This window comes from Synergistaceae bacterium, assembly GCA_017450125.1.
In the GTDB taxonomy this organism is placed as follows: domain Bacteria; phylum Synergistota; class Synergistia; order Synergistales; family Aminobacteriaceae; genus JAFUXM01.
In genome coordinates, this window is the sequence record JAFSWZ010000039.1 from 101,226 (window position 1) to 122,805 (window position 21,580).

At 56.0% G+C, this 21,580-nt stretch carries 21 protein-coding genes and 1 tRNA gene; 15 read left to right on the forward strand and 7 right to left on the reverse strand.

Translation table 11 applies throughout. The features are described from left to right. Positions 1-64: 64 nt before the first annotated feature. From IJT02_09340 to IJT02_09365, 6 genes are read left to right on the forward strand one after another with little or no spacing between them, the layout of a single operon-like run. Positions 65-1,249, forward strand: coding sequence for a hypothetical protein (locus IJT02_09340; protein ID MBQ7545129.1), 1,185 nt, complete (start codon positions 65-67; stop codon positions 1,247-1,249). Next, positions 1,246-2,289 carry a hypothetical protein gene (locus IJT02_09345; protein ID MBQ7545130.1) on the forward strand — a complete coding sequence of 348 codons (1,044 nt, stop codon included), beginning with the start codon at positions 1,246-1,248 and terminating at the stop codon, positions 2,287-2,289. The genes IJT02_09340 and IJT02_09345 overlap by 4 nt, the downstream gene beginning before the upstream one ends. A gap of 6 nt (positions 2,290-2,295) precedes the next feature. After that, positions 2,296-3,585: a hypothetical protein gene (locus IJT02_09350; protein MBQ7545131.1), complete on the forward strand. Its 1,290-nt coding sequence runs from the start codon at positions 2,296-2,298 to the stop codon at positions 3,583-3,585. 10 nt (positions 3,586-3,595) lie between these two features. After that, positions 3,596-4,378 (forward strand): hypothetical protein, encoded by a 783-nt coding sequence (locus IJT02_09355; GenBank protein MBQ7545132.1) that lies wholly within the window; start codon positions 3,596-3,598, stop codon positions 4,376-4,378. Then, the gene (locus tag IJT02_09360; protein ID MBQ7545133.1) at positions 4,378-5,136 is read left to right on the forward strand and encodes a hypothetical protein; all 759 of its coding nucleotides are present in this window, start codon (positions 4,378-4,380) and stop codon (positions 5,134-5,136) included. Before IJT02_09355 ends, IJT02_09360 begins: the two co-directional genes overlap by 1 nt. Before the next feature lie 2 nt (positions 5,137-5,138). Further along, positions 5,139-6,338, forward strand: coding sequence for an ATP-binding protein (locus IJT02_09365; protein ID MBQ7545134.1), 1,200 nt, complete (start codon positions 5,139-5,141; stop codon positions 6,336-6,338). On the opposite strand, the gene queA is transcribed toward IJT02_09365, so the two are convergent. The 7 genes from queA to IJT02_09400 are packed head-to-tail and all read right to left on the reverse strand — an operon-like array spanning position 6,339 to position 14,116. Further along, positions 6,339-7,394 (reverse strand): tRNA preQ1(34) S-adenosylmethionine ribosyltransferase-isomerase QueA, encoded by a 1,056-nt coding sequence (gene queA, locus IJT02_09370; protein MBQ7545135.1) that lies wholly within the window; start codon positions 7,392-7,394, stop codon positions 6,339-6,341. Continuing rightward, positions 7,394-8,770, reverse strand: a complete 1,377-nt coding sequence (locus IJT02_09375) for a SpoIID/LytB domain-containing protein (protein MBQ7545136.1) — start codon at positions 8,768-8,770, stop codon at positions 7,394-7,396. Before IJT02_09375 ends, queA begins: the two co-directional genes overlap by 1 nt. Further along, positions 8,763-9,257, reverse strand: coding sequence for a crossover junction endodeoxyribonuclease RuvC (gene ruvC / locus IJT02_09380; protein ID MBQ7545137.1), 495 nt, complete (start codon positions 9,255-9,257; stop codon positions 8,763-8,765). The genes IJT02_09375 and ruvC overlap by 8 nt, the downstream gene beginning before the upstream one ends. After that, positions 9,247-9,999: a YebC/PmpR family DNA-binding transcriptional regulator gene (locus tag IJT02_09385; protein MBQ7545138.1), complete on the reverse strand. Its 753-nt coding sequence runs from the start codon at positions 9,997-9,999 to the stop codon at positions 9,247-9,249. Before IJT02_09385 ends, ruvC begins: the two co-directional genes overlap by 11 nt. A 7-nt stretch (positions 10,000-10,006) precedes the next feature. Beyond that, on the reverse strand, positions 10,007-10,738 hold the full coding sequence (gene nadE, locus IJT02_09390; GenBank protein ID MBQ7545139.1) for an NAD(+) synthase: 732 nt from the start codon (positions 10,736-10,738) through the stop codon (positions 10,007-10,009). Between the two features lie 24 nt (positions 10,739-10,762). Next, positions 10,763-13,153: a homocysteine S-methyltransferase family protein gene (locus IJT02_09395; GenBank protein ID MBQ7545140.1), complete on the reverse strand. Its 2,391-nt coding sequence runs from the start codon at positions 13,151-13,153 to the stop codon at positions 10,763-10,765. A 15-nt stretch (positions 13,154-13,168) separates the two neighbouring features. Further along, entirely contained in the window at positions 13,169-14,116 is a 948-nt protein-coding gene (locus IJT02_09400; GenBank protein ID MBQ7545141.1) for an AEC family transporter, read from the reverse strand. 57 nt (positions 14,117-14,173) lie between these two features. Here IJT02_09400 and IJT02_09405 point away from each other — a divergent pair, with 57 nt between their 5' ends. The 9 genes from IJT02_09405 to IJT02_09445 all read left to right on the forward strand — a co-directional run. Next, positions 14,174-14,830: a polyphenol oxidase family protein gene (locus IJT02_09405; protein MBQ7545142.1), complete on the forward strand. Its 657-nt coding sequence runs from the start codon at positions 14,174-14,176 to the stop codon at positions 14,828-14,830. Between the two features lie 42 nt (positions 14,831-14,872). Next, positions 14,873-14,962, forward strand: a tRNA-Ser gene (locus IJT02_09410). Between the two features lie 36 nt (positions 14,963-14,998). Then, positions 14,999-16,195: an acetate kinase gene (locus IJT02_09415; protein ID MBQ7545143.1), complete on the forward strand. Its 1,197-nt coding sequence runs from the start codon at positions 14,999-15,001 to the stop codon at positions 16,193-16,195. Continuing rightward, positions 16,188-16,739: a DUF177 domain-containing protein gene (locus tag IJT02_09420; protein ID MBQ7545144.1), complete on the forward strand. Its 552-nt coding sequence runs from the start codon at positions 16,188-16,190 to the stop codon at positions 16,737-16,739. Before IJT02_09415 ends, IJT02_09420 begins: the two co-directional genes overlap by 8 nt. Before the next feature lie 6 nt (positions 16,740-16,745). After that, on the forward strand, positions 16,746-16,946 hold the full coding sequence (rpmF, locus tag IJT02_09425) for a 50S ribosomal protein L32 (GenBank protein ID MBQ7545145.1): 201 nt from the start codon (positions 16,746-16,748) through the stop codon (positions 16,944-16,946). An 81-nt stretch (positions 16,947-17,027) separates the two neighbouring features. Beyond that, on the forward strand, positions 17,028-18,878 hold the full coding sequence (htpG, locus tag IJT02_09430) for a molecular chaperone HtpG (protein ID MBQ7545146.1): 1,851 nt from the start codon (positions 17,028-17,030) through the stop codon (positions 18,876-18,878). Positions 18,879-18,881: 3 nt separating this feature from the next. Beyond that, positions 18,882-19,808 (forward strand): hypothetical protein, encoded by a 927-nt coding sequence (locus IJT02_09435; GenBank protein ID MBQ7545147.1) that lies wholly within the window; start codon positions 18,882-18,884, stop codon positions 19,806-19,808. Between the two features lie 127 nt (positions 19,809-19,935). Next, the gene (gene gudD, locus IJT02_09440) at positions 19,936-21,270 is read left to right on the forward strand and encodes a glucarate dehydratase (protein MBQ7545148.1); all 1,335 of its coding nucleotides are present in this window, start codon (positions 19,936-19,938) and stop codon (positions 21,268-21,270) included. Between the two features lie 64 nt (positions 21,271-21,334). Continuing rightward, a partial coding sequence (locus tag IJT02_09445) for a modification methylase (GenBank protein MBQ7545149.1) occupies positions 21,335-21,580 on the forward strand: 246 nt, incomplete at its 3' end.

The window sequence follows — 21,580 nt, forward strand, 5'->3', positions numbered from 1 at the left end:
ATTTTCGATGCGCTATAATCTTCACATTCATCACGAAAATTTACATTAAGGAGAGTCTTCCTGCATGAACGAACAAGGAAAGATTGTCAGCACCTGCGACATTGATGAAAATCTTGCGCTCCAGATGTGGACAAGGGGGCGTACGCCGCGCCTCTCTATCTTCAACAAGGTCAAGAACTCCCGCAAGCTGATACATATTGCGTGGACGGAGAAGCTGGACAGGACATTAACCATCAGCGGCAAGAAGCCCGGCGAAAACATCACCTACACCGTGAGGGACTTTGAGAGCGCAATAGCTACGATACTTGCAGGATTTGCGGCCAAGACCAACTTCAAGCCGAAGTACCTGAAGCTCGCCCTTGACCTCGAGAAAGCAATGAACCGCCCCGAAATCGCCAGCACCAAAGCCGACTTTGCAATGATGGCAGAGGACAAACGTTCAGCCCTGTGGATCGCGGACTGCTCGGCGGACAGGAACACGGGAGTTTTCAGGCCGTTCTTCCCGATGAACGAGCAGGAGGCAGAGATAGCCTCAGAAGAGAGGCTTCTGATTGACGGCCCGGCAATGAAGACCTATGACGGCCTCGTGAAGACCGGTGTCTTGGCCGCCCTCAAGGAAGCCAACCCCGAACGCTGGGTGAACCCCGTGCGCGTAAGTGCGGCGGCGATGCTTCTGGGGTTCTCGTACTGCGGAGCTGACGGCACAAAGACTGCTGACGAAATCTGGGCAGAAGGCGAGAAGAAAGCTCCCACACAGCTCGGGCAGGTCGCGATGAGAGCTCCCGTGAAGAAAATCTCGCTTCATGATGCGGGACTCTTCCGGCTCGGGCACAAGCTCACCGCCTACATCAGGCACTGCAGCTACATTCACGAGCTGGAGATAGCGTACTCTGACGACAGCATCAAGGAGCTTCAGGACGAGGGGTTCTCGCGCTCACGTAGGATAGACTTCAACACGGGAACTCTCGGCGATGTACCTTACCGCGTAACCTTCTACGAGAACGCTGACGAGGGCATGACGGCTTTCGGGTGCGTCCCGCGAATGCCGACATCAAGACACACCGGCGACATGGTGCTGTTAATCCCGACGGACATCTACAAGCAGGCTCTGGCGAACAATAGCATCTGCGGAAACGCTGAGGATGACTTCTTCACAATTACGCGGCTTCTTTGGGCTCATCAGTTCAGGCTGTGGTACGAGACGCTGAAGCCCTACGTGAGGACGGTTGCGGGGCTGATAGAGGGATGATGAAGAAGTTATTGTGTGTTGTGCTTCTGCTGTTGTGTATGGGAACGGCAGAGGCAGAAGGACAGCGCAGGCTCTCTGTAGTGATTTTCCCGACGATAAATTCAACCGGCCTCGAAATCTGGGAGAGCAAGTATTATCCGTATAACGTCCTTGAGCAGAAGATGTCGAACTACCTCGAGGAACTGTACAAGAGGTCTCCGCTGATAGAAGCCCGCACTCTCGACGAAGCAGGAATGAACCACTGGCTTTCGGGAGCAAGGGGCGGCGATGACATGGCCGTACAGCTTGAGATGTATTCCGCGCGCTTGAAGGAACGCCACGTAGTCGGGACTGTCGATACGGGGAAGGTATTATTGAGGCTCAGGGTGTACGACTCGCGCCGTGCAGGAACTGTAGCAGTCAGGAACGTCAAGGGAAGCGACAAGAGGTTCACGCTGGATTCCGATGAAGACGTGTACTGGTTTGACGGAGCAATCTCAGGACTGGGGATTCCGTTCGAGGGAGGGCTGGACTTGTTCGGGCTGACTAAGACGGACTACAAGGGGCAGAAGATGAGCCGCCTGACGTGGGCGCAGTTTCAGGGAAGCTCGCACTGGCAGGCCATAAAGAACGCGATTAATCAGGCCTACGACGAATCGATGAACCAGATACGCAACGTTATACGCTCCAACGAACCCGACGCACAGCTTCTCGCCAACGACAACTTCTCCACGTCGTACGAGACCGTCGGGAGAATCCTTGCTCCTACCGCAACGTCAACACGCAAACGCCGCGATTACATCATCTCGCTGGGACGGTTCGCGAACGGTGCGCTTGACGGCGTTAAGGTGGGGGAAGTCCTCGATGTTGTGAGGGCGGACACGTACGTAACCGTTGTGCCGAGTGATCCGGTTGTTGTTCTTCCTAAGGTTGTCGGCAAGGTGAAGGTCATCAAGGTCTATGATGACAACGCCGTAGTGAGGGTAGTGAAGGACAACAAGAGCGAGCCCGTAACCCTGAAGGACATTGTAGTTAAGCACACAAAAATGACTGGGAAGTGATAGACGATGAAGAGATTGATTCTGCTGGTAACCCTGCTTGCGGTCTGCCCGGCGTTCGGAGCGGACGACGACAGCACGCCCTACATGCCTTACCCTGAAACTCCGCCGAAGGCACAGCCAGCACCAGCAAAGAAAGCTGCCCCAAAGAAGAAAGCTCCGGCCAAGAAACCAGCCCCCGCGAAGAAGCCGGCACAGAAGAAGACAGTTCAGCGTGCACCTGCGCGTCCATCGAGCCTTCAGCAGGGAATAGCACTGATGCAGCAAGAACGTTACGAGCAGGCAAAACCTTACCTGCTGAAAGCTATTCAGGAGAACAGGAATGACCCCAATGCGTGGTACTGGTACGGGGTATATCACGAGAAGACGGGAGGGTTTCATCAGGCACAGTATTTCTACAGCAAGGCAGTAACGATTGACCCTGCATTTGAGCCGTTGTCGCGCGTGGTGTTCTACCCGGAAGACCCCGAGAAGACGCCGCTGTGGGATCCGAAGCGTCCGGCGCGCGTTTACCCCGTCGAAGTTGCGAGCACCGGCGGGCTGTCGACTGTTCCCGCAGGACGCTCGAGCTTCCCGACAGCACCGAATGACCCCGAGCTCCCTCACGTTCCTGTGTACACACCTCCAGAGCCCGGCTCTGCACCGTTCGACGGAGATGCGTGGAGTCCTGCAGTGTACGTTCCTCCGTCGCCGGAAGAAGCGATGAACGAGGGCGAACATTCTCCTGTGTACATTCCGCCAGAACCGGCAGGGATAGTCGCCGAAGTCCCGCAGGTTTCGCCGCAAGTACAGGAGATTCCTGTTGTGCGTTACCCGGAAGGCTACGTGCCGGGACAGACCGTGCCAGCGCGTCAGGACGAGATGCGCAGAGCCGACAAGCCGCTGTACACTCCTCCGAAGCCCGGCGAGAAAGCTCCGACACCGCAGAAAGTAACGAAGCAGTCTGCACCAGCACCGGCAAAGAAGGCAGCTCCGGCCAAGACGCAGACCGTCAGCACGCCGAGACAATCTTCTTCCGTTCCTGCGAGCAGAGTAGTCCGACAGACACCGAAGAAGACCGCCGCCAAAACCCGCAAAGCTCCGACTCCGCAAGCGCGCCCAGCTCAGCCAGCCTCGCGCGACGTTACGCCCGCAAGGCCTGCGACACCTTCCGCACCGTCAAGGACTCCTGAGCCCGTAACCCCTCCGCGTGAGCCTGAGCCTGTACCGCAGACACCGTATATTCCGCCGGTAGGACAGAACGCACCCGACCCTGGAACAATTCCCGACACGCCTATTCCGCCGGTGAACCAGCAGTGAGGTGATTGACATGAAGAAACTTTTTGCGGCAATTGCGCTGATTCTTGGCCTGAGCTCGTGTGCCTTGTCGGCGGAGAAGCCCATACAGGTTACACAGCCAGCCTACCGCGACATGAAGTTCTACGTTTACAAGCCGGTGAACGTACCAAAAGACTTCTACGTTACGTTTGACGGTTACCTCGTCTACAAGAACGCTAAGGGAGTGTGGAATTACGGCAGTGCGGAGAAGAGCGGCATTGTGAGGACAGATTACGTTGTCGGGGCAGTGCTTCCGTCGGTCGTGAGGCTGAAGCCTTACTCCACGAAAATATCTTCCGTTGCGCCGGTTCTCGGGACTGATGCGGCAGAACCTGGCACACCGCCAGAGGCCAAGTACCCGCGCGTTGTCTACATGCCTCCGTCTTCGGGCTTCGAGGCATCACCGTCAGCCGGGCTCTCGCCGTACAATCCTGACTGGATACACAACTCTAACTTTATGGCTCTGGGAAAATGGCAGAAGAGCATTGACCGCATAGGCGTAACGTACAGGCCTATGATCCCCGTCGCGTGGAAAGGCGAACATCCCGAAGTCGTCTACGCATGGACGGGCCTGCAGTGGAAGCAGCTCGATGCAAAGTCTGCGCACGCTACTGCACTCAGCACGTTACGGCGGGAACTCTACGATCTCACGAGGTACATCCGCAAGGTCAACATGCTGCGCTGGTCGGATGATGACTCGCACGTGCTGTCCCACTACTCGATTATGTGGGGCTATAAGTGGATGGGCTCAATCTTTCTGGGAGGGGACTTCTGATGAAGAGAAAATTTCTGCTCGCAATCGCACTTGTTGCGGCAATTGCCTCGAGCTCTGAGGCAAAACGTTACGTAACAGAGCCGCTTCTTGTTCCGCAGTCTCCTTACGCGGGAATGACCTTCTACGTCTACCGCCCCTACAACATGCCGCCGGACTGGTACATCACGCTTGACGGCTACCCTGTGCACAAGAACTCGGACGGAACTTGGGTGTACGGCACCTCCGAAGGTCCTAACCTCGTGCCGACGAATTACGTTGTGGGGTCTGTTGTGCCGTCGATGGCCGGGCTCACTAAGTGGGTAAGCGACGCACAGATCTCCGAGCTCAGGAAGCTCCCGACAGCAGAGACGCTCGAGGTCAGGCAGAAGGGCTACACGCGCAACCAGATGGCGCAGGGACAGAACTACTCGACATACATTCCCGACTGGACGTTCAGCCCGGCGTTCATGGCTATCGGGAACTGGAAGGGTACTGTAGACAGAATCGGCGTGCTCAACAATCCAGCTATGCCGGTCGCGTGGTCAGGCAACCGCCCGAAAGTCATCTACGCGTGGACAGGCAGAGGCTGGCATCAGGTCAACGTCAAAGAATCACAGTCGCCGGTCGCCGCGATACTTCACGAGTACCAGACGCTGAGGAAACTTCTCCGGGACTCCGGCTTCAAGTGGTATGAACAGGACATGCCGATACTCGCACAGCAGGCGAAAGCGTGGGGGTATTACTGGCTGGGAGAGATAAGCATAAAAAGGAGTGATTAATCATGTGTGTACTATTCGCTTACGAAGCACCTGCGGACAGCCTTATCGTCCGGCTCAGCACAGCTTTCAGCAGCAACGATGCGCTCGAGGTTCACATACTGTTCCACGAACTTATTACGCTGGCATACAGAGACCACTACGCGTCCGGCAACTTGTGGCAGAACTACCTGACGCACTTCATCCTGACCAACGAAAACTTCTTCTCGCTTGCGTGCGAACGACGTGCTCCTCCGCAAGGTTCATTAAGGGACGTGGCACTTCACGACTTCGATGGCTTCAAGAGGCTGTTTGCGCTGGACAATGAGCACATGCACTACATCAACAACTTCACGGGTGAGAGCTGCTGCACGTCGCCGGTGTGTGAGATAAGCAAGGCCATCGCGGAAGCCTCAACCCCGCAAAGAATCTTCGACATCGTTACGAACTTCTACCGCCGACACGGAGCGGGAAAACTGGCATTCAGCCGTGCGTTCAGGTTCGACGGGAGGGAGCTGCTGCCGGTCGAGCATGTCGGTGATGTGAGGCTGGCGGACATTGTGGGGTACGAACCGCAGAAGGCGGAGCTCGTCGCGAACACTGAGGCGTTCCTTGCTGGCAGGCCTGCGAATAACGTTCTGCTTTACGGCGACGGAGGCACTGGGAAATCCACGAGCATCAAGGCAATCTTGAACGAGTACGCTGACGCTGGATTAAGGGTAATAGAGATATACAAGCATCAGTTCAGGGACATCCTGCCGCTCACCGAAATGCTGAGGGATCGTAACTGCAAATTCATAATCTTCATCGATGACCTGTCGTTCGAGGAAGGAGAAGTGGAGTACAAGTATTTGAAGGCTGTTATCGAGGGAGGAATAGAGACGCGGCCGGACAACATATTGATTTACGCAACGTCGAACAGGCGGCACATTGTGCGTGAGGTCTGGCGGGACAGGGACGACATGGAGCACAAGGGGGACATTCACCGCTCGGACACGGTGGAAGAGAAGCTGTCTCTGGCATCGAGGTTCGGCGTGGCAATCAACTACTCGAGCCCGCGCCGTGAGGAGTACCGTGCTATTGTGAGGGCACTTGCGGAGAAGGCGGGGCTTGAGGTTGACGACGCACTGATTGCGGGGGCTGACAGGTGGGAGCTCCGGCACGGAGGAATGACCGGTCGTGCGGCACGTCAGTACGTGGACTATCTTCTTGGCCGGAAGGTCTAGCTACACGAGCAGCATGGCATCACCGAACGAGAAGAACCGCCACCCTTCGCGTGCTGCTTTCCCGTAAACCTCCAGAAGCTCCCTCAACGCTTTTTCCCCGTTCCTGCCGGATTTGTCCGCAACAAACGCCGCAACAAGCATAAGCAGCGAACTTTCCGGCAGGTGAAAATTCGTGATGAGAGCGTCAACCGCACTGAACGTGTAGCCCGGATAGATGTAGAGGCTGGTATCTCCCTCTCCGGCCTCTCCCACGAAAGTCTCCAGCGTACGAGCCGCCGTTGTTCCTGACGCGATAACCCTGCCTCCACGCTTTCTGCATTCCTGAATCATCGCGGCTGTCTTGGCCGGAAGCTCGCAGTGTTCCGTGTGAATGCTGTGCTCCCGGATGTCCGCAGTCTTCACCGGCCTGAACGTCCCAAGCCCGACGTGAAGCGTAACGTACCCGATGCTCACTCCGAGCGTGCGGATTCTCTCGAGAAGCTCCGGCGTGAAGTGCAGGCTCGCGGTCGGTGCCGCCGCAGAACCGTCATGACGCGCAAAAACTGTCTGGTACGCAGTGCGCATCTCGTCGCCCGCGTGAATGTACGGAGGCAGAGGAACTTTCCCCGCCTCATCAATGAACGACAGGAACGCCTCGCGGTCAGGCAGACCGAACCTCACATCACGGATGCCTTCAGGCTTGTCGGCGACAATCTCTGCGTTCACGCCCGCAACGTTCACCGAGACACCGGCGCGGAGCTTGCGTGCAGGTTTTACTAGGGCTTCCCACGTCAGGAAGTCAGGCGAAAGATTCCGTAGCAGCAAGAGCTCGAACTTTCCGCCCGTCTTCCTCCTTCCTGTCAGCCGCGCAGGAATCACCTTAGTGTCATTGAGGATAAGCAGGTCATCAGGCCGCAGGTACTCCGTTATGTCGCGGAAATGCTTTGACCACTCGACAGCACCTGCCTTAACGTCCCACACAAGAAGCCTCGATGAATCTCGCGGGTTAGCAGGAGACTGCGCGATGTTCTCGGGCGAAAGGTCGTAGCTGTAGGAGCTCAGGGAGTATATATCCATCACTTGAACTTCTTGACGGTCGTGCCGGGATAGTAGTGCATGAGGATTTTCTCCGCAGTGTAGCCCTTCTCTGCCATCGCCATAGCTCCCCACTGGCTCATTCCTACTCCGTGCCCCCAGCCTCTGCCGTAAAACACAAACTCGTTCCCGGACTTCTCGATCGCGTAACCGTATTTGCTCCTCTGCTTCTTCTGCGGAGCGGGCGCGGCTGTCTTCTTCGTCCGGCCAAGTCCGGCCTGGTAGTACTGCTTCTTCTTGCCGGGATTAGTCAGCATGTCGATCATCTCCGTCGTCGTGAAGACTCCTTCGGCGGTCATCCGCGCTATCGCCTGCTCCTCCTCAAACGTGAGCTCGCTGCCTGATGACTGCCCGCCCTGACGCGTTACGAGGCCGCTGGGTGTCGTCGTGTTGTTCACCCTGAAAGCTCCTCCAGACGGCGTGAACATCGTGCTCTTCAGCGTTCGCGGGTCTACGTTTGTGCGGAACTGGCTCGCCTTGATGGTCTTGCTGCCCTTCGTGCCCGTGAACGTCATAGTTACTGCGCGGCCTCCATCGTCAACCTCAGAGACCTGAACTGCGCTTATCGGCCCGATGTCAGTGCCCGTAATTTTCGTGATGGCACTCTGAATCTTGGCCGCCGAAATCCTTGCCGTCCACGAAGCAACAGGAGACTTGTAGTTCACGACTTCCGGCACGCCCTGAAGGTAAGGGATGCTCTGTCCCCAAACGTCCGAGATGTCCGCCGTGTGCCCTCCGCTGTCGGAGTGAAAGTACGTGTAGGCTATCTCCTTGCCGTACGTCAGAATCTCTCCGGCCGTGCTGGCTACTGCCTGATTGGTCTTGTCCGACTCGACACCTGCTCCCTTGTAGACCTGGTCAGCGTCCGTGTCCACAACATCATAGCCCTTGTTCGCTCTGTTCATGCTCTGCTTGAGGACGTAGGTTCGCGCGCAGATAGCCTGTGCCCTCAGAGCCTCTCTCGGCCAAGATGCACCGACTTCTGCCGGAAGAACCCCGCACAGGTACTGCTCAACGTCAACAGCATTAAGCAGCCCGGCCTTCTGCGTGATCAGGAACGCTCCCCTGTACGTCCTGCCGTTGAACTTCAGGAGTCCCGCGCTCGTTATTCTCACCGGCATCGGGAACGAAAACGCGCTGATGTTCACGTTTCCGCCCGAGACAGTGAGGTGCGCTGATTCTCCGAGATTCGCGAGCCGTCCGTCAGCGTCAACCATCGTGAGAGTTCCGGCTGTGCTGCCTATGTTGAAGACAGAACCTCCCGACAGCCTCACGTACACGTCCCGCGCCTCAGCCCCGAACGGGCACGCAAGAATCACCAGCGCAAGGACAAAAATTCTGCTCCGAATACTAATCATCTCCCTTCATGTACAGCGAAAGACCCGCAACAGCCGCCGCTAATGCATCAGCAGTGTCGTCGGGTCTCGGTATCTCCTCAAGCGAGAGGGCATCGCGCACCGCCGCTTGAACCGTATGCTTGTCGGCCTTGATGTCTCCGCAGACCACCTGCTTTATCCGTGTAGGCGTGGGCTCCAGAGCCTCTAGGCCTTTTTGCGCAATCAGGAACATTATCACTCCGCGTGCCTGATAGACATATTCGGCGGTCTTGACGTTCTTGCCGAAGAACAGCCGCTCTATCGACACGAAATCCGGCCTGCAAGCGTCTATCTGTTCCTGAAGCCGGCCGTAAATCAGCAGCAGCCTTTCCGTGAAGCTCAGCACCGGCTTCGTCTCTATGCACCCGTAGTTCAGTGCCCTAAGCCCGTTCCCGGACTGCTCGACTGCTCCATAGCCCAGCCTTGCGAGCCCGGGATCAATGCCCAGACAGACAACGCTATTCTTCAAGCTGTGAGGCTACCTCGTCAGGTATCTCGAAGTTGGAATACACGTTCTGAACGTCGTCGTGTTCCTCGAGGGCATCAACAAGCCTCATGACCTTTTTCGCCGCCTCAACATCAGCAACCTCAACAGGAGTCTTCGCGATCATCGAGACTTCTGCGCTCTCGACGACATACTTTGCCGCCTCAAGAGCTTTCTGAAGCGCGTCGAGGTCTGACGGTTCGCAGTACAGCGTGAAGCCCTCGTCGCTCTCCTCCATGTCGGACATTCCCGCATCGAGCCCGACGGTCATTAACGCGTCCTCGTCGAGGCCTTCGCCCTTGACCTCGATTACGCCTTTGCGGTCAAACATCCACGCCACAGAACCTTCACTGCCCATCTGCCCGCCGTTGCGTGCGAGGAGTGCGCGTATCTCGGGGGTAGTTCTGTTGCGGTTGTCGGTCATGACGTTTACGAGTACGGCGATGCCTGCAGGCCCGATGACTTCATACGTAAGTTCGTCGTAGGAGATGTCTCCGAGCTCGCCCGTTCCGCGCTTTATGGCACGGGTGATGTTGTCGTTGGGAACACTGACGGCTTTTGCGCGCTCAATGGCTGTCTTGAGGCGCATATTCATTGCGGGGTCTCCGCCGCCGTCTTTTGCTGCGATGATGATGGCGCGTACGAGCTTCTGAAAGAGGTTGCCCCTCTTTGCGTCCTGTGCTGCCTTGCGGTGCTTAATGTTTGCCCACTTTGAATGTCCTGACATGGATTGTTTACCTCCTGAAGATTGGAATCGGCTTGCGTTTGTGTTCGCTTCGTCTGCGCATTACGTCTATACGTTCTTTAGCTTTGGGGTCATCGATTCTGCCTGATGCAAGATACTCATCAAGAACATCATACGTGAAGCCCATATCGCCCTCATCGGTCTGTCCGTCGTAGAGGCCTGCGCTGGGAGCTTTGGTGATGATTCGGCCGGGAACTCCGAGCTCGCGTGCCATTGCTCTTATCTCGCGCTTGAGGAAGCCCGCGAGAGGCATAAGGTCAACGCCGCTGTCCCCGTACTTGGTGAAGTAGCCGGTCTCGTACTCTGATCTGTTGCTTGTCCCGCACACGAGGAAGTTCCTGCTTTGCGCGAAGGTGTAGAGCGTAACCATGCGGAGACGAGCCTTGAGGTTGGACGTGGTGAGGGAGGACAAGTTTCCGCCCGCGAGAGCGCACATTGCGTCGAACACTCCTGACAGGTCAGCGCGCTCAAACTTCACATCAACGGCTTCAGCGAGAAGACGCGCGTCCTCTTCATCGTCGGGGATGCTGTGGCAGGGCATGATTACGCCGAGCACTCCTTCACGCCCGAGAGCTTCGCGGCCAAGTGCGGCCAGTACAGACGAATCAATACCGCCGGAGAGCCCGAGAACGATTCCATTTGCTCCTGCAGAAGCAACCTCATCACGCAGCCATTGTTCGCACTGAATGATTGTATTACGCAAGTTGTGTTTTCCTCTCAATCTGAATATTCAGGTATTATACACTCATTCAAGCAGCCCCGTTAAGATTCTCACGCCCTCCATCGCGTCCTTAGCGTAGTAATCCGCACCGGCATACTTGGCCAGGTCAGGCGTAAGCACTGCCCCTCCTACGATGACCTTCACATCAGGGCATGAAGCCTTGAGCTTCTCTATCGTCTCCTTCATGCTTGCAACCGTCGTGGTCATCAGTGCGCTCAACCCCACAACAGGAACGCTCCTGCTCTCCACAGCCTCGACTATTTTTTCCGGCGGAACGTCCCTGCCCAAGTCGATAACGTCAAAGTTGTAGTTCTCGAAGATAGTGCGTACTATGTTCTTGCCGATGTCGTGAACATCCCCGTACACCGTCGCAAGCACAACCGGCCCCTTCGCCTTGCCCTGAGCTTCTCCCTTCTCCATAGCTTCAGACAGAACGCCGAACGCAGACTTGGCCGCCTCTGCAGACTTTATTAGCTGAGGGAGAAAGACTTTCCCCGATTCGTAATCCTTGCCCACAGAATCAAGTGCAGGGACAATGTTACGCTCGATTATCTCGAGGGGCTTGCTGGCTTTCAGGAGCTCGCGAGTGAGGGCAGCGGCTTCGTCCTTTAGGCCTCGCGCAATCGCAGACTCCAGCGTGGATTCTGGTTTCACTTCCTGAGAGGCGGAAGTTTTCGCTGCTGCGGGGGATGCTGTACCTGCTGGGTGCTTCTCGCAGTAGGCTATGTAGTCCTGCATGTCCTCTTCACCGCCCGTAAGTAACCTCCACGCGTGAAGCGTCTCCTGAAGATCATTGTCCGACGGGTTGATTATCGCGCTGTCGAGCCCGGCCATCATTGCGGCAGTCATCATCGTTCTGTTCACGAGAGGACGGCGCGGCAAGCCGAATGATACATTGCTCAAACCCAGAACCGTGCACACGCCGAGTTCTTCCTTGACGAGACGGATTGCCCTCAATGTCTCGGGCACAAGTTTTTGCTGTGCGCTTGCTGTAAGAGTCAGGCAGTCTATCAGCACGTTCCGGCGCGGAATGCCCAGCCTCTCCGCTTCCTCGACGATTCGCCGTGCAATCGCTAACCGTTCCTCCGCTGTCTCGGGGATTCCATTTTCGTCGAGCGTCAGGCCAAGAACACACGCACCGTACTTCTTCGCGACAGGCAGAACGTGCGCGAGGCTCTCGGGCTTGCCGTTCACGGAGTTGAGGAGGGGCTTGCCGTTGTAGACACGGGCGGCGGCCTCTAAGGCCTCGAAGCTCGAGCTGTCTATCTGTACCGGCAGGTCAACGATGCCCTGAATCTCAACAAGCGAGCTCGTCAGCACGGAGGCTTCATCGATGTCGGGAAGGCCGGTGTTGAGGTCGAGGATGTCTGCTCCCTGCTCCTGCTGCTTCACCGCCTCACGGAGAAGATACTCTGTGTCTCCCTCGCGCAGTGCCTTCTGCAGCATCTTTTTGCCCGTCGGGTTCAGCCTCTCGCCGATAACCACAAACTTTTTCCCGAACGTTACTGCCTTTGACGCAGAACACACAACGGTAGAATCCTTCACGGTGCGCTTCATTGCTTCTTTGCCGACGGCCTGCTTCATCAGCTTGATGTGTTCAGGCGTTGTGCCGCAGCAGCCCCCGAGAATGTTCACTCCAAGAGCCGCGAACTCTTTTGCGACGCGCGCGAACTCTTCAGGCGTAACGTCATAGTGTGAAACACCGTCCCGCATCACCGGAAGCCCGGCGTTGGGCTGAACCATCACGGGAACGTGAGACAGCTCGCACACCCTGCGCACAATAGGCAGCAGCTGTGCCGGGCCAAGTGAGCAGTTCACGCCGAGCGCACTTACCCCCAAGCCCTCAAGCGTGTACACCATCGACTCAATGCTCGTGCCGAAAAACGTTTTGCCCGAAGCCTCGAAGCTCATCGTCGCGAACACAGGGACGTTCTCGGAGGCGTTCTCCAGTGCCGCAAGGACAGCAGCTTTGAGCTCGTAGAGATCCGTGAAGGTCTCAAGCAGAATCGCGTCGCACCGTCCCTGTCCGGCAATCACCATCTCGGCAACGGCATCGTAGACCTCGCTGAACGAAGCATCCCCCAGCGGAGACATTACGCGCCCCGTAGGGCCGATGTCCAGCGCAACGAACGCGTACCTTCCCGCCGCCTCGTCAGCCAAAGTCAGCCCGCGCTGTACAACTTCCTGAACGCTCAGCCCGGACTTGGCCAGCTTATACCTATTCGCCCCGAAAGTGTTTGCGGTGATGAAGTCTGCTCCTGCGTCCCGGTATTCCGCGTGAATGTCCATTATCATGTGGGGGTTGGTGAGGTTCAGGGACTCGGGAACTTCACGGAGCTTCAGCCCGCGTGATTGAAGCATTGTGCCCATCGCCCCGTCAAAGAAGTATATTTTCTCTGGATTAACCGTAACCATCGTCATTATTCCTCCTTAACCTATAAGCATACACACCAAAGGTATCGTAACTATGCACATGACGTTCTGAATGAACATGATTTTAGCCGCGAATGCCATGTTGCCGTTGTACATCTCGCACAGCACAGGCGTAACGCTCGCGGCAGGCATTGCCATGATGAGGATGAAGACCGCCCCTACCATCGGATTGCTCCCCAGCGGAATCACCCTCAGCAGAAGGCAGATTATCACCGGGTACACCAGAAGCCGCATCGCCGCAGACAGCCACGCGTATTTGTCCGTGAGCACTTCGAGCCCATGACTGCGGGCAAGTGCCATACCTATAATTACCATCGAGAGAGGAGTCGTGATGTTCGAGATGTAGTTTATCGGCGCGGCAATCATCTCAGGCAGCTTTATCTGTCCGAAGTAGAATATCAGGCTCAGCACAAGAGCAACATTTATCCCGCTGAAGAGTATTCCCTTGATGTCCATCTTCCCGCCCTCATGGGAAGGATTGTCGCGGCTTATCTCTATTGCTCCGATAGTGTAGGCTGTGAGGTTGAACGTGATGTTGAGCATGACCGACAACGCAAGGCCTTCCGCACCGAGAAGTGCCAGCGCAATCGGGAAGCCCATGAACCCGCAGTTGTTGTACGCGCAGGTGAACGCCCACACTCCACGCGAGCCCTCAGGAACTCCGAGCGGCCCGGCCAAGATGCGCGAGACGTAGAGCATAGCGGGATAAGCGACCATTCCGGCGGCGATGATTATCATGCTGTCGTGAATGAACGACGGGTCATAGTCCTTCTGCACAAGAGAGATGAAGATAGTGCACGGCAGAGTGATTTTCAGGAGGAAGGCCGAGAACACAGCTGATGCTTCGAGCTTCAAGACTCCTGACTTAACAGCAAGATAACCGACAGCAATAATGACGAACAAGCTGACGAGGTTCGACATCACTACAAAAAAGTCCAAGTTCATGTACAATCTCTCCCATCGGTAAATTTTCAGGATTGTAACACAAAGGAGAGAGCGTTAATGAGGATACTTACCCCTGACTTTCTTGAGGCCTCGTTCTTCATGAAGGAAGAACCCCTCGACGGTATTGATGACCTCCCGCGCGTTTCCCCGCATCAGGTTCACGGCTCGGAGATACTCCGCGTGAATGATGACAACTTCGCGGGACTGTGCCTCCCGGAACGCCCGAACGCTGACGGCATCCTCCTCACGACGACGAAGGCTTCTGCTTCGCTGAGGTTCGCTGACTGCGCGCCGGTTATGCTCTGGGGCAAGGAATGGGTGATGATTCTGCACTCCGGCTACAAGGGCACTGCGCTGAACATCTCGGGCAGAGGCTTGGAGCTTGCGGGCGGAGAGGCGTTAGGTGCGTGGGTTGGGCCGTGCATCGGCAGGGAACACTACTGCAGGGACATTGACGACGAATGGACACAGAAGGGACTGCACAGCTTCCACCCGGAGAACCTCGAGGAACGGGACGGAAAGATATTCTTTGACTTGGCCGGAGAGATTCACGCACAGCTTCTTGAAGGAGGGGTGAGGGAGGAGAATATCACCTTGTCTGGCATCGACACATTTACGGATGACAGGTGCTGTTCCTACAGGCGCGGTAACATTAATGACAGAATGACCCTCTGCGTGAAACTAATTGACAATGCGATGAACACGCGGTTATAATTACCCCATCTTTTCACACATACAGCTTGATGATGATTTTGTGGAGACGTGGCCGAGTGGTCGAAGGCGGTTGACTCGAAATCAACTGAGCGGCTTGCCGTTCCTAGAGTTCGAATCTCTACGTCTCCGCCATTTTTTTTATGCAGAAGGCAGGTATTTGTATACGTCATGAAAATTCTCGTAATCAACTGCGGCAGTTCCTCCCTCAAGTATCAGTTATTCGACATGGAAGACGAGTCAGTCTCCGCAAAGGGTCTCGTTGACCGCATAGGCATCGACGGCTCAAACCTCGTCCACCGCAAGACCGGCGCAGACCCCTTCAAGGTCGAGACACCCATCAAGGATCACAAAGTCGCCATGCAGTTAGTGCTTGAAGCACTGCTCGACAAGGATCACGGAGTCCTGAAGTCCCTCGACGAGATCGGAGCGGCAGGACACCGCATAGTCTCCGGCGGCGACCTCTACAAGGAGTCAGTCCTCGTTGACGACAAGGTCATGGATGGCCTCCGTCAGTGCATTCCTCTTGCTCCCCTGCACAATCCCGGCCACATCATGGGCATCGAGGCAATACAGCACGCGCTCCCGAAGCTCCCGAACGTCGTAGTGTTCGACACAGCATTTCACCAGACGATGCCGGATTACGCGTACATGTACGGCCTTCCTTGGGAGTTCTACGAGACCCACAGGGTACGCCGCTACGGTGCGCACGGAACAAGCCATCACTTCGTGGCTCTGAGGACTGCGGAGATTCTCGGCAAGCCCATAGAGTCCCTCAAGATGATTACCTGCCATCTCGGCAACGGAAGCTCAATCACCGCCGTAAAGCACGGAAAGTGTATTGACACGTCGATGGGTCTTACGCCTCTTGCGGGTGTCCTCATGGGGACGCGTACCGGCGACATGGATCCTGCGTGCGTACCGTTCGTGCAGAACATCACCAAGTACACCGCCGACGAGATGAACAACTTCATGAACAAAAAGAGCGGACTTCTCGGGATTTCCGGCGTGAGCAGCGACCTTAGGGATGTTGAGGCGGCCGCAGAGCAGGGCAATGACCGCGCACGTCTGGCCATCGACATGCTCGAGTACGGAATTGCGAAGTACATCGGAGCTTACACCGTCGCAATGGGCGGGCTTGATGTTATCGTCTTCACGGCGGGCATCGGCGAGAACAGCGCGTCAACACGCGAGGCAGTCTGCAAGAAGCTCGAGTTCATGGGCGTGAAGGTTGACCCCGCAAAGAACAACATTCGCGGCAAAGAAGCCATCGTCAGCACGGACGACTCAAAAGTTCTCGTTATGGTTGTCCCGACGAACGAAGAGCTTATGATTGCGCGCGAGACAAAGAGGATAGCTGTTGCCTAGCATATTTCGCGACGGACAGAAAGCCTTAATCACTCTTCCCCCGCGAAACGACACCGAGACGGAAATTTCCGCTTCATGGGACTTCAAGGGGGGAAGCCTTAAATTCGAGGGACAGGAGTTCGTCTTTCCAGAGGGCTTTCACGCTGAGGTAAGAGCAGAGTGGATCGAGACTGAAGCCCTGCTCTTGGCCGGACTGAGCGTGAATGCAGTGGTTGAGGCGGAGTGTGCCCGGTGTCTCAAGCCCGTAAGTCTTGAAATATCGGGGGAATTAATGTATCTTTATTGTTCGCATGATCCCGAAGCAATTGATGATGACGAGTATATGCCCGTAGAAGTTAAACATTTCGGGCGCGTTCTCGACGTTATGCCGCAGATACAGGAGAGCATCTACACACTGATTCCGACGAAGGTATTGTGCCGTTCTGACTGCAAGGGGTTGTGTCCCAACTGCGGTGCTGACCTCAATGAAGGGGAATGTTCGTGCGGCAAGGAAGACATTGACCCGAGACTTTGGGCACTGCGTAATTTTACTACGGAGGATTAATCAATCATGGCAACACCGAAGAGAAAAGTATCTCACGCCAGAACTTCACAGAGGAAAGCACACTGGCTCGGAGCACTGAGCGCACCAGAGACGATGACGTGCCCCCACTGCGGAGAAGTAACGCTTGTGCACCACGCGTGCCCCAGCTGCGGGTATTACCGCGACAGGCAGGTAGTGAAGGTAAAAGCCGACGAAGCCGCAAGCTGAGTTCTGGCACAAAGAAGATTACGGAAGCCGGAGGTATGTATATGTGCATGTCTCCGGCTTTGTGATAACAGGTAAGATATTATGAGCGAAGAAAGATTCTATTTCCAGTCCGAAGCCGCCGAGATGCTGAACATGATGATAAACTCGGTGTACTCGAACAAGGACATTTTCCTGCGCGAGCTTGTCTCGAACGCTTCCGACGCACTGGACAAGAGAAGGATAGAGTGCCTCAAAGACTCCGAGCTGGCGGAGAACGAGAACCCAGCCATAAAGATTTCCGCCGACCACGACAAGAAGACCCTGACAGTCAGCGACAACGGAATAGGCATGACGCGCGACGAACTCATCCAGTACTTGGGGACGATCGCGAAGTCCGGCACTAGGGACTTCCTGAAGGCCGCGAAGGAAAGCAGCACACAGAGCGAGCTTATCGGGCAGTTCGGCGTGGGGTTCTACTCCGTGTTCATGGTTGCGGACAAGGTCGAGGTAATCACCCGCAAACTCGGCACGCAGGAGACGTTCAGGTTCGAGTCCGGCGGCGACGGTTCGTACACGATTGCTGACGCTGAACAGCGCGAAGAGTGTGGGACGACTGTAACGCTTCATCTCCGTGAAGGGGCGGATAAGGACTACTCCGACGAGTGGACGATACGCGGGATAATCGCGAAGTACTCTGACTTCATCTCGTGGCCGATAGAGTTCAAGGGCGAGACGGTAAACTCACGCAAAGCAATCTGGCAGAGGCCGGACAGCGAGATAACGGAGGAAGAGTACAGCGAGTTCTACAAGCACCTGACCCACGACTGGCAGGAGCCTCTGATGCACATAAAGATTAACGCGGAAGGCTCTACGAACTTCAAGGGGCTGCTGTTTGTACCTGGCGAAGCACCGTTTGACCTGTTCATGAACCCTGAAGCCGGAGGAGTCAGCCTCTACATCAACAGGGTGTTCATCATGAACGACTGCAAGGAACTGATAGCCCCCTACATGAGGTTCATCAGGGGAGTTGTGGACAGCGAGGACTTGCCGCTGAACATCTCGCGGGAAATTCTGCAGGATGACCCGATAATCAGGGTGATTCGCCGGAGCACGCAGAGGAAGATATTTGCGGAGCTCAAGAAGTTATTAGCGTCTGACAGGGAGAAGTACATAAAGTTCTGGGTTGCGTTCGGGAGAGTCTTCAAGGAAGGCGTTGTGAATGACAGCGAGCACGCTAAGAGCATCCTCGAGCTTGCGCTGTTCCGTACGACGAATGATGACGGGTGGACGACGCTAGCTGAGTACGAGTCGCGGATGAAGCCGGAGCAGGAGGGCATCTACTGCCTTGCGGGGCGGGACAACCTTTCAGCACTGAGAGCCTCGCCGAAACTCGAACAGTTCAGGGCGAAGGGTTATGAAGTGCTGCTGATGACAGACCCTGTTGATGACGTGATACTTGCTGAGTCGGCGTTCATTCTGCCTGAGGACATGAAGAAGCTCGTCAACATCGCGAGTGATTCTGTGAGCCTGCTGACTGAGGACGAGAAGAAGGCGGCGGCCGAGAAGCTGAAGGAGCTCGAGGCGGAGTTTGAGCCTGTGAGGACGAAGGCGATGGAGATTTTCGGGGACAGGCTGGAGACGGTGAGGCCTTCACTGACGCTGACGAACTCTCCTGCGTGCCTGCGTGATGCGCCGGGCGGAATTTCGCTGAGGATGGAGAACATGCTTCGTTCTGCGGGACAGACACCTCCTCCGCAGAAGAGAGTGCTTGAGCTCAACATGTCGCACCCTGCCGTGAAGAAGCTGCTGATGCTTGACGGCGAGAAGATGGGTGATGTTCTGCGCGTGCTATACGACGAGGCGTTGCTCCTTGAAGGGGTTGTGCCGGATGATGCCGCAGGTTTCGTGAAGCGCGTTGACGAGTTCATGACGCTTGCGCTGGGGGACAGGTAGGCGATGCCGTTCTTACGTGCCGCACTGATCAGGAAGAAGGCTAGGCCGGAAGCAGAGGAACAAGAGCAGGAGACTCTGCTGCCGCCTGTTATTGTTGTTGCGGAAGAACCGAAGCCTGAACCTGAGCCGGTTATTGAGGAAGTGCCTGTACCGTCAGAAGTTGAGCCAGTGCCAATGCAGGAAGCAGAATCAGCGGAGGCAGAACACGTACCAGCGCAGACGCAAGAACCCGAGCCAGCGGAAACAGAACAAGAGCCTGTGCAGACGGGAGAAACAGAAGCGGTGCAGGAGAGAGAAGCAGAACATGTTGCTGAGCCGGTCATTGAGGAAGTGCCCGAGCTCGAACCTGTAACAGATACTCATGAAGACGAACCGCCGCAAGAACCTGAACAGCCCGGACAGCCAGAACAGCCAGAAGCAGAAGAAGAGCCGACTGAAGTCGATAGCGGACAGACTGAAGAAACGCCTGAAGCCGTAGAAGAACCTCTGCCCGAACCCTCAAAGGATTACAGCGGCTCACAGCTCAACTACGATTTCACGTCGGGCGAAAGGTACGTTGACTCGGTGTCCACAAAAACAGAGTTCGACAAGATGCTTGACGAGCTCGCGGCAATAAGCGCAGACCTCCTCGCTCATGAGGTAGAGAAGTTCGCGCTGAAGTTCACGGGAAAGTTTCAGGGAGACACCGACAAGGCGGAAGCAGACGCGAAGAAGTTTGAAGCCTTCTTGGGCGGGTACATCACCAACGCCGCAATGACCCTCTACGACAACGGCTACAGGGACGCGGCGATAAAACGTCTCGAGCAGGCCAGGAGCATACTCGAAGCCAGACGCAAGCTCGAGGAAGAGACAGAGGCCATAAGTTCGCGCGTTGAGGAGAATAATGATGCCGTAGATTTGTCGGACATTCTCGGCCTCATGGGAGACTGAGCCCATGACGAACACTCTATGACAGCTTCCCGGCGTGGGGGAGGCTGTTTTTTTTGCCCGTCAACCTGATATAATCTCTGCATCAATTCCCCAACACATACACAATTCACACAAGGAGGCATCATCAATGACTGCTATACCTACCATTAAGCGCATGGATGTTTATCCTGTCGCGGGCCATGACTGCATGGAGCTCAACCTCAGCGGAGCACACGCACCGTTCTTCACGAGGAACATCGTTATTCTCGAGGACTCGTCAGGGAATCTCGGCTGCGGAGAAGTTCCCGGCGGGCAGAAGATCACGAAGGCACTCGAGGACATCAAGCACCTCGTTGTGGGGACGCGCATAGCCGACTACAAGAACACGCTGAACCAGATCCGCAAGTGGCTCGACGCGAACATTAAGGACGACGTGAGAGGACTTCAGACGTTCGACCTGCGGACGGGCGTTCACGTAGTTACTGCGGTTGAAGCACCCCTGCTTGACCTCATGGGCAAATTCCTCGATGTACCTGCGGCGGCGTTAATGGGCGACGGCGTACAGAGAGAGCGCGTGAGATTCCTGAGCTACCTATTCTTCATCGGCGACAGGAAGAAAACAGACCTTCCCTACGAGGAAGAGCCCGACTCACCGTGCGACTGGTACAGGCTCCGCCACGAGGAAGCATTAACCCCTGAAGCTATCGTGGCTCTGGCGAAGGCTACGCACGAGAAGTACGGCTTCGAAGACTTCAAGCTTAAGGGAGGAGTTCTCGCACCGCGCGAGGAGCTTAAAGCAGTTCAGGCCATAAAGAAGGCGTTTCCGAATGCGCGCGTTGACCTTGACCCCAACGGATGCTGGAGCCTCAAGGAAGCACTCGAGATTGCCCCAGAGCTCAAGGAGTGCCTCGCGTACTGTGAAGACCCCGTAGGAGCTGAGGGAGGATTCAGCGGGCGCGAAGTAATGTCGGAGTTCAGGAAGGCCGCAATGATGCCGACAGCCACGAACATGATCAACACGGACTGGCGGCAGATGTGCCACGCGCTGACTCTTCAGGCGGTAGACATTCCTCTTGCTGACCCGCACTTCTGGACGATGAACGGCAGCGTTAGGGTCGGGCAGCTTTGCGCGGACTTCGGGCTGATGTGGGGATGCCACAGCAACAACCATTTCGACATTTCGCTGGCAATGGTGGTTCAGTGTGCGGCGGCGATACCCGGAAGGATGAACGGCATCGACACGCACTGGATCTGGCAGGAAGGGCGCGAGAGGCTGACGGTTGAACCCCAGCAGATAGTCGGGGGATGCATTGACCTGCCGAAGAAGCCGGGGCTGGGCGTTGAGGTTGACATGGAGCAGATAAAGAAGGCTAATGCTCTGTACTTTGAGCACGGGCTTGGGGCGCGTGATGACGCAATCGGAATGCAGTACCTTATTCCGGGCTGGAAGTTCGACAACAAGAAGCCGTGCCTTGTGAGGTAACGGAAGACTGTGAAGGTTTCCCCTGTCAGCAACGGCGGGGGAAATTTTTTGAGGAGGAGACACAATGACGAGCAACAAAGCCCTTCACGCGGCATCCTTAGCCCAGCAGGATGAGTTCTACACGCAGTACACCGACGTTCAGGAGGAGCTCGGCCACTACTGGGAACACTTTCGGGGCGCAAAGATTCTGTGCAACTGCGATGACCCATTCGAGAGCAGCTTCTTCAGGTATCTCGCGCTTCAGTTCTCGTATCTTGGCATCAGGAAGCTCACGGCAACCTGTTACGCGGGAAGCCCCATCGCCCAGCAA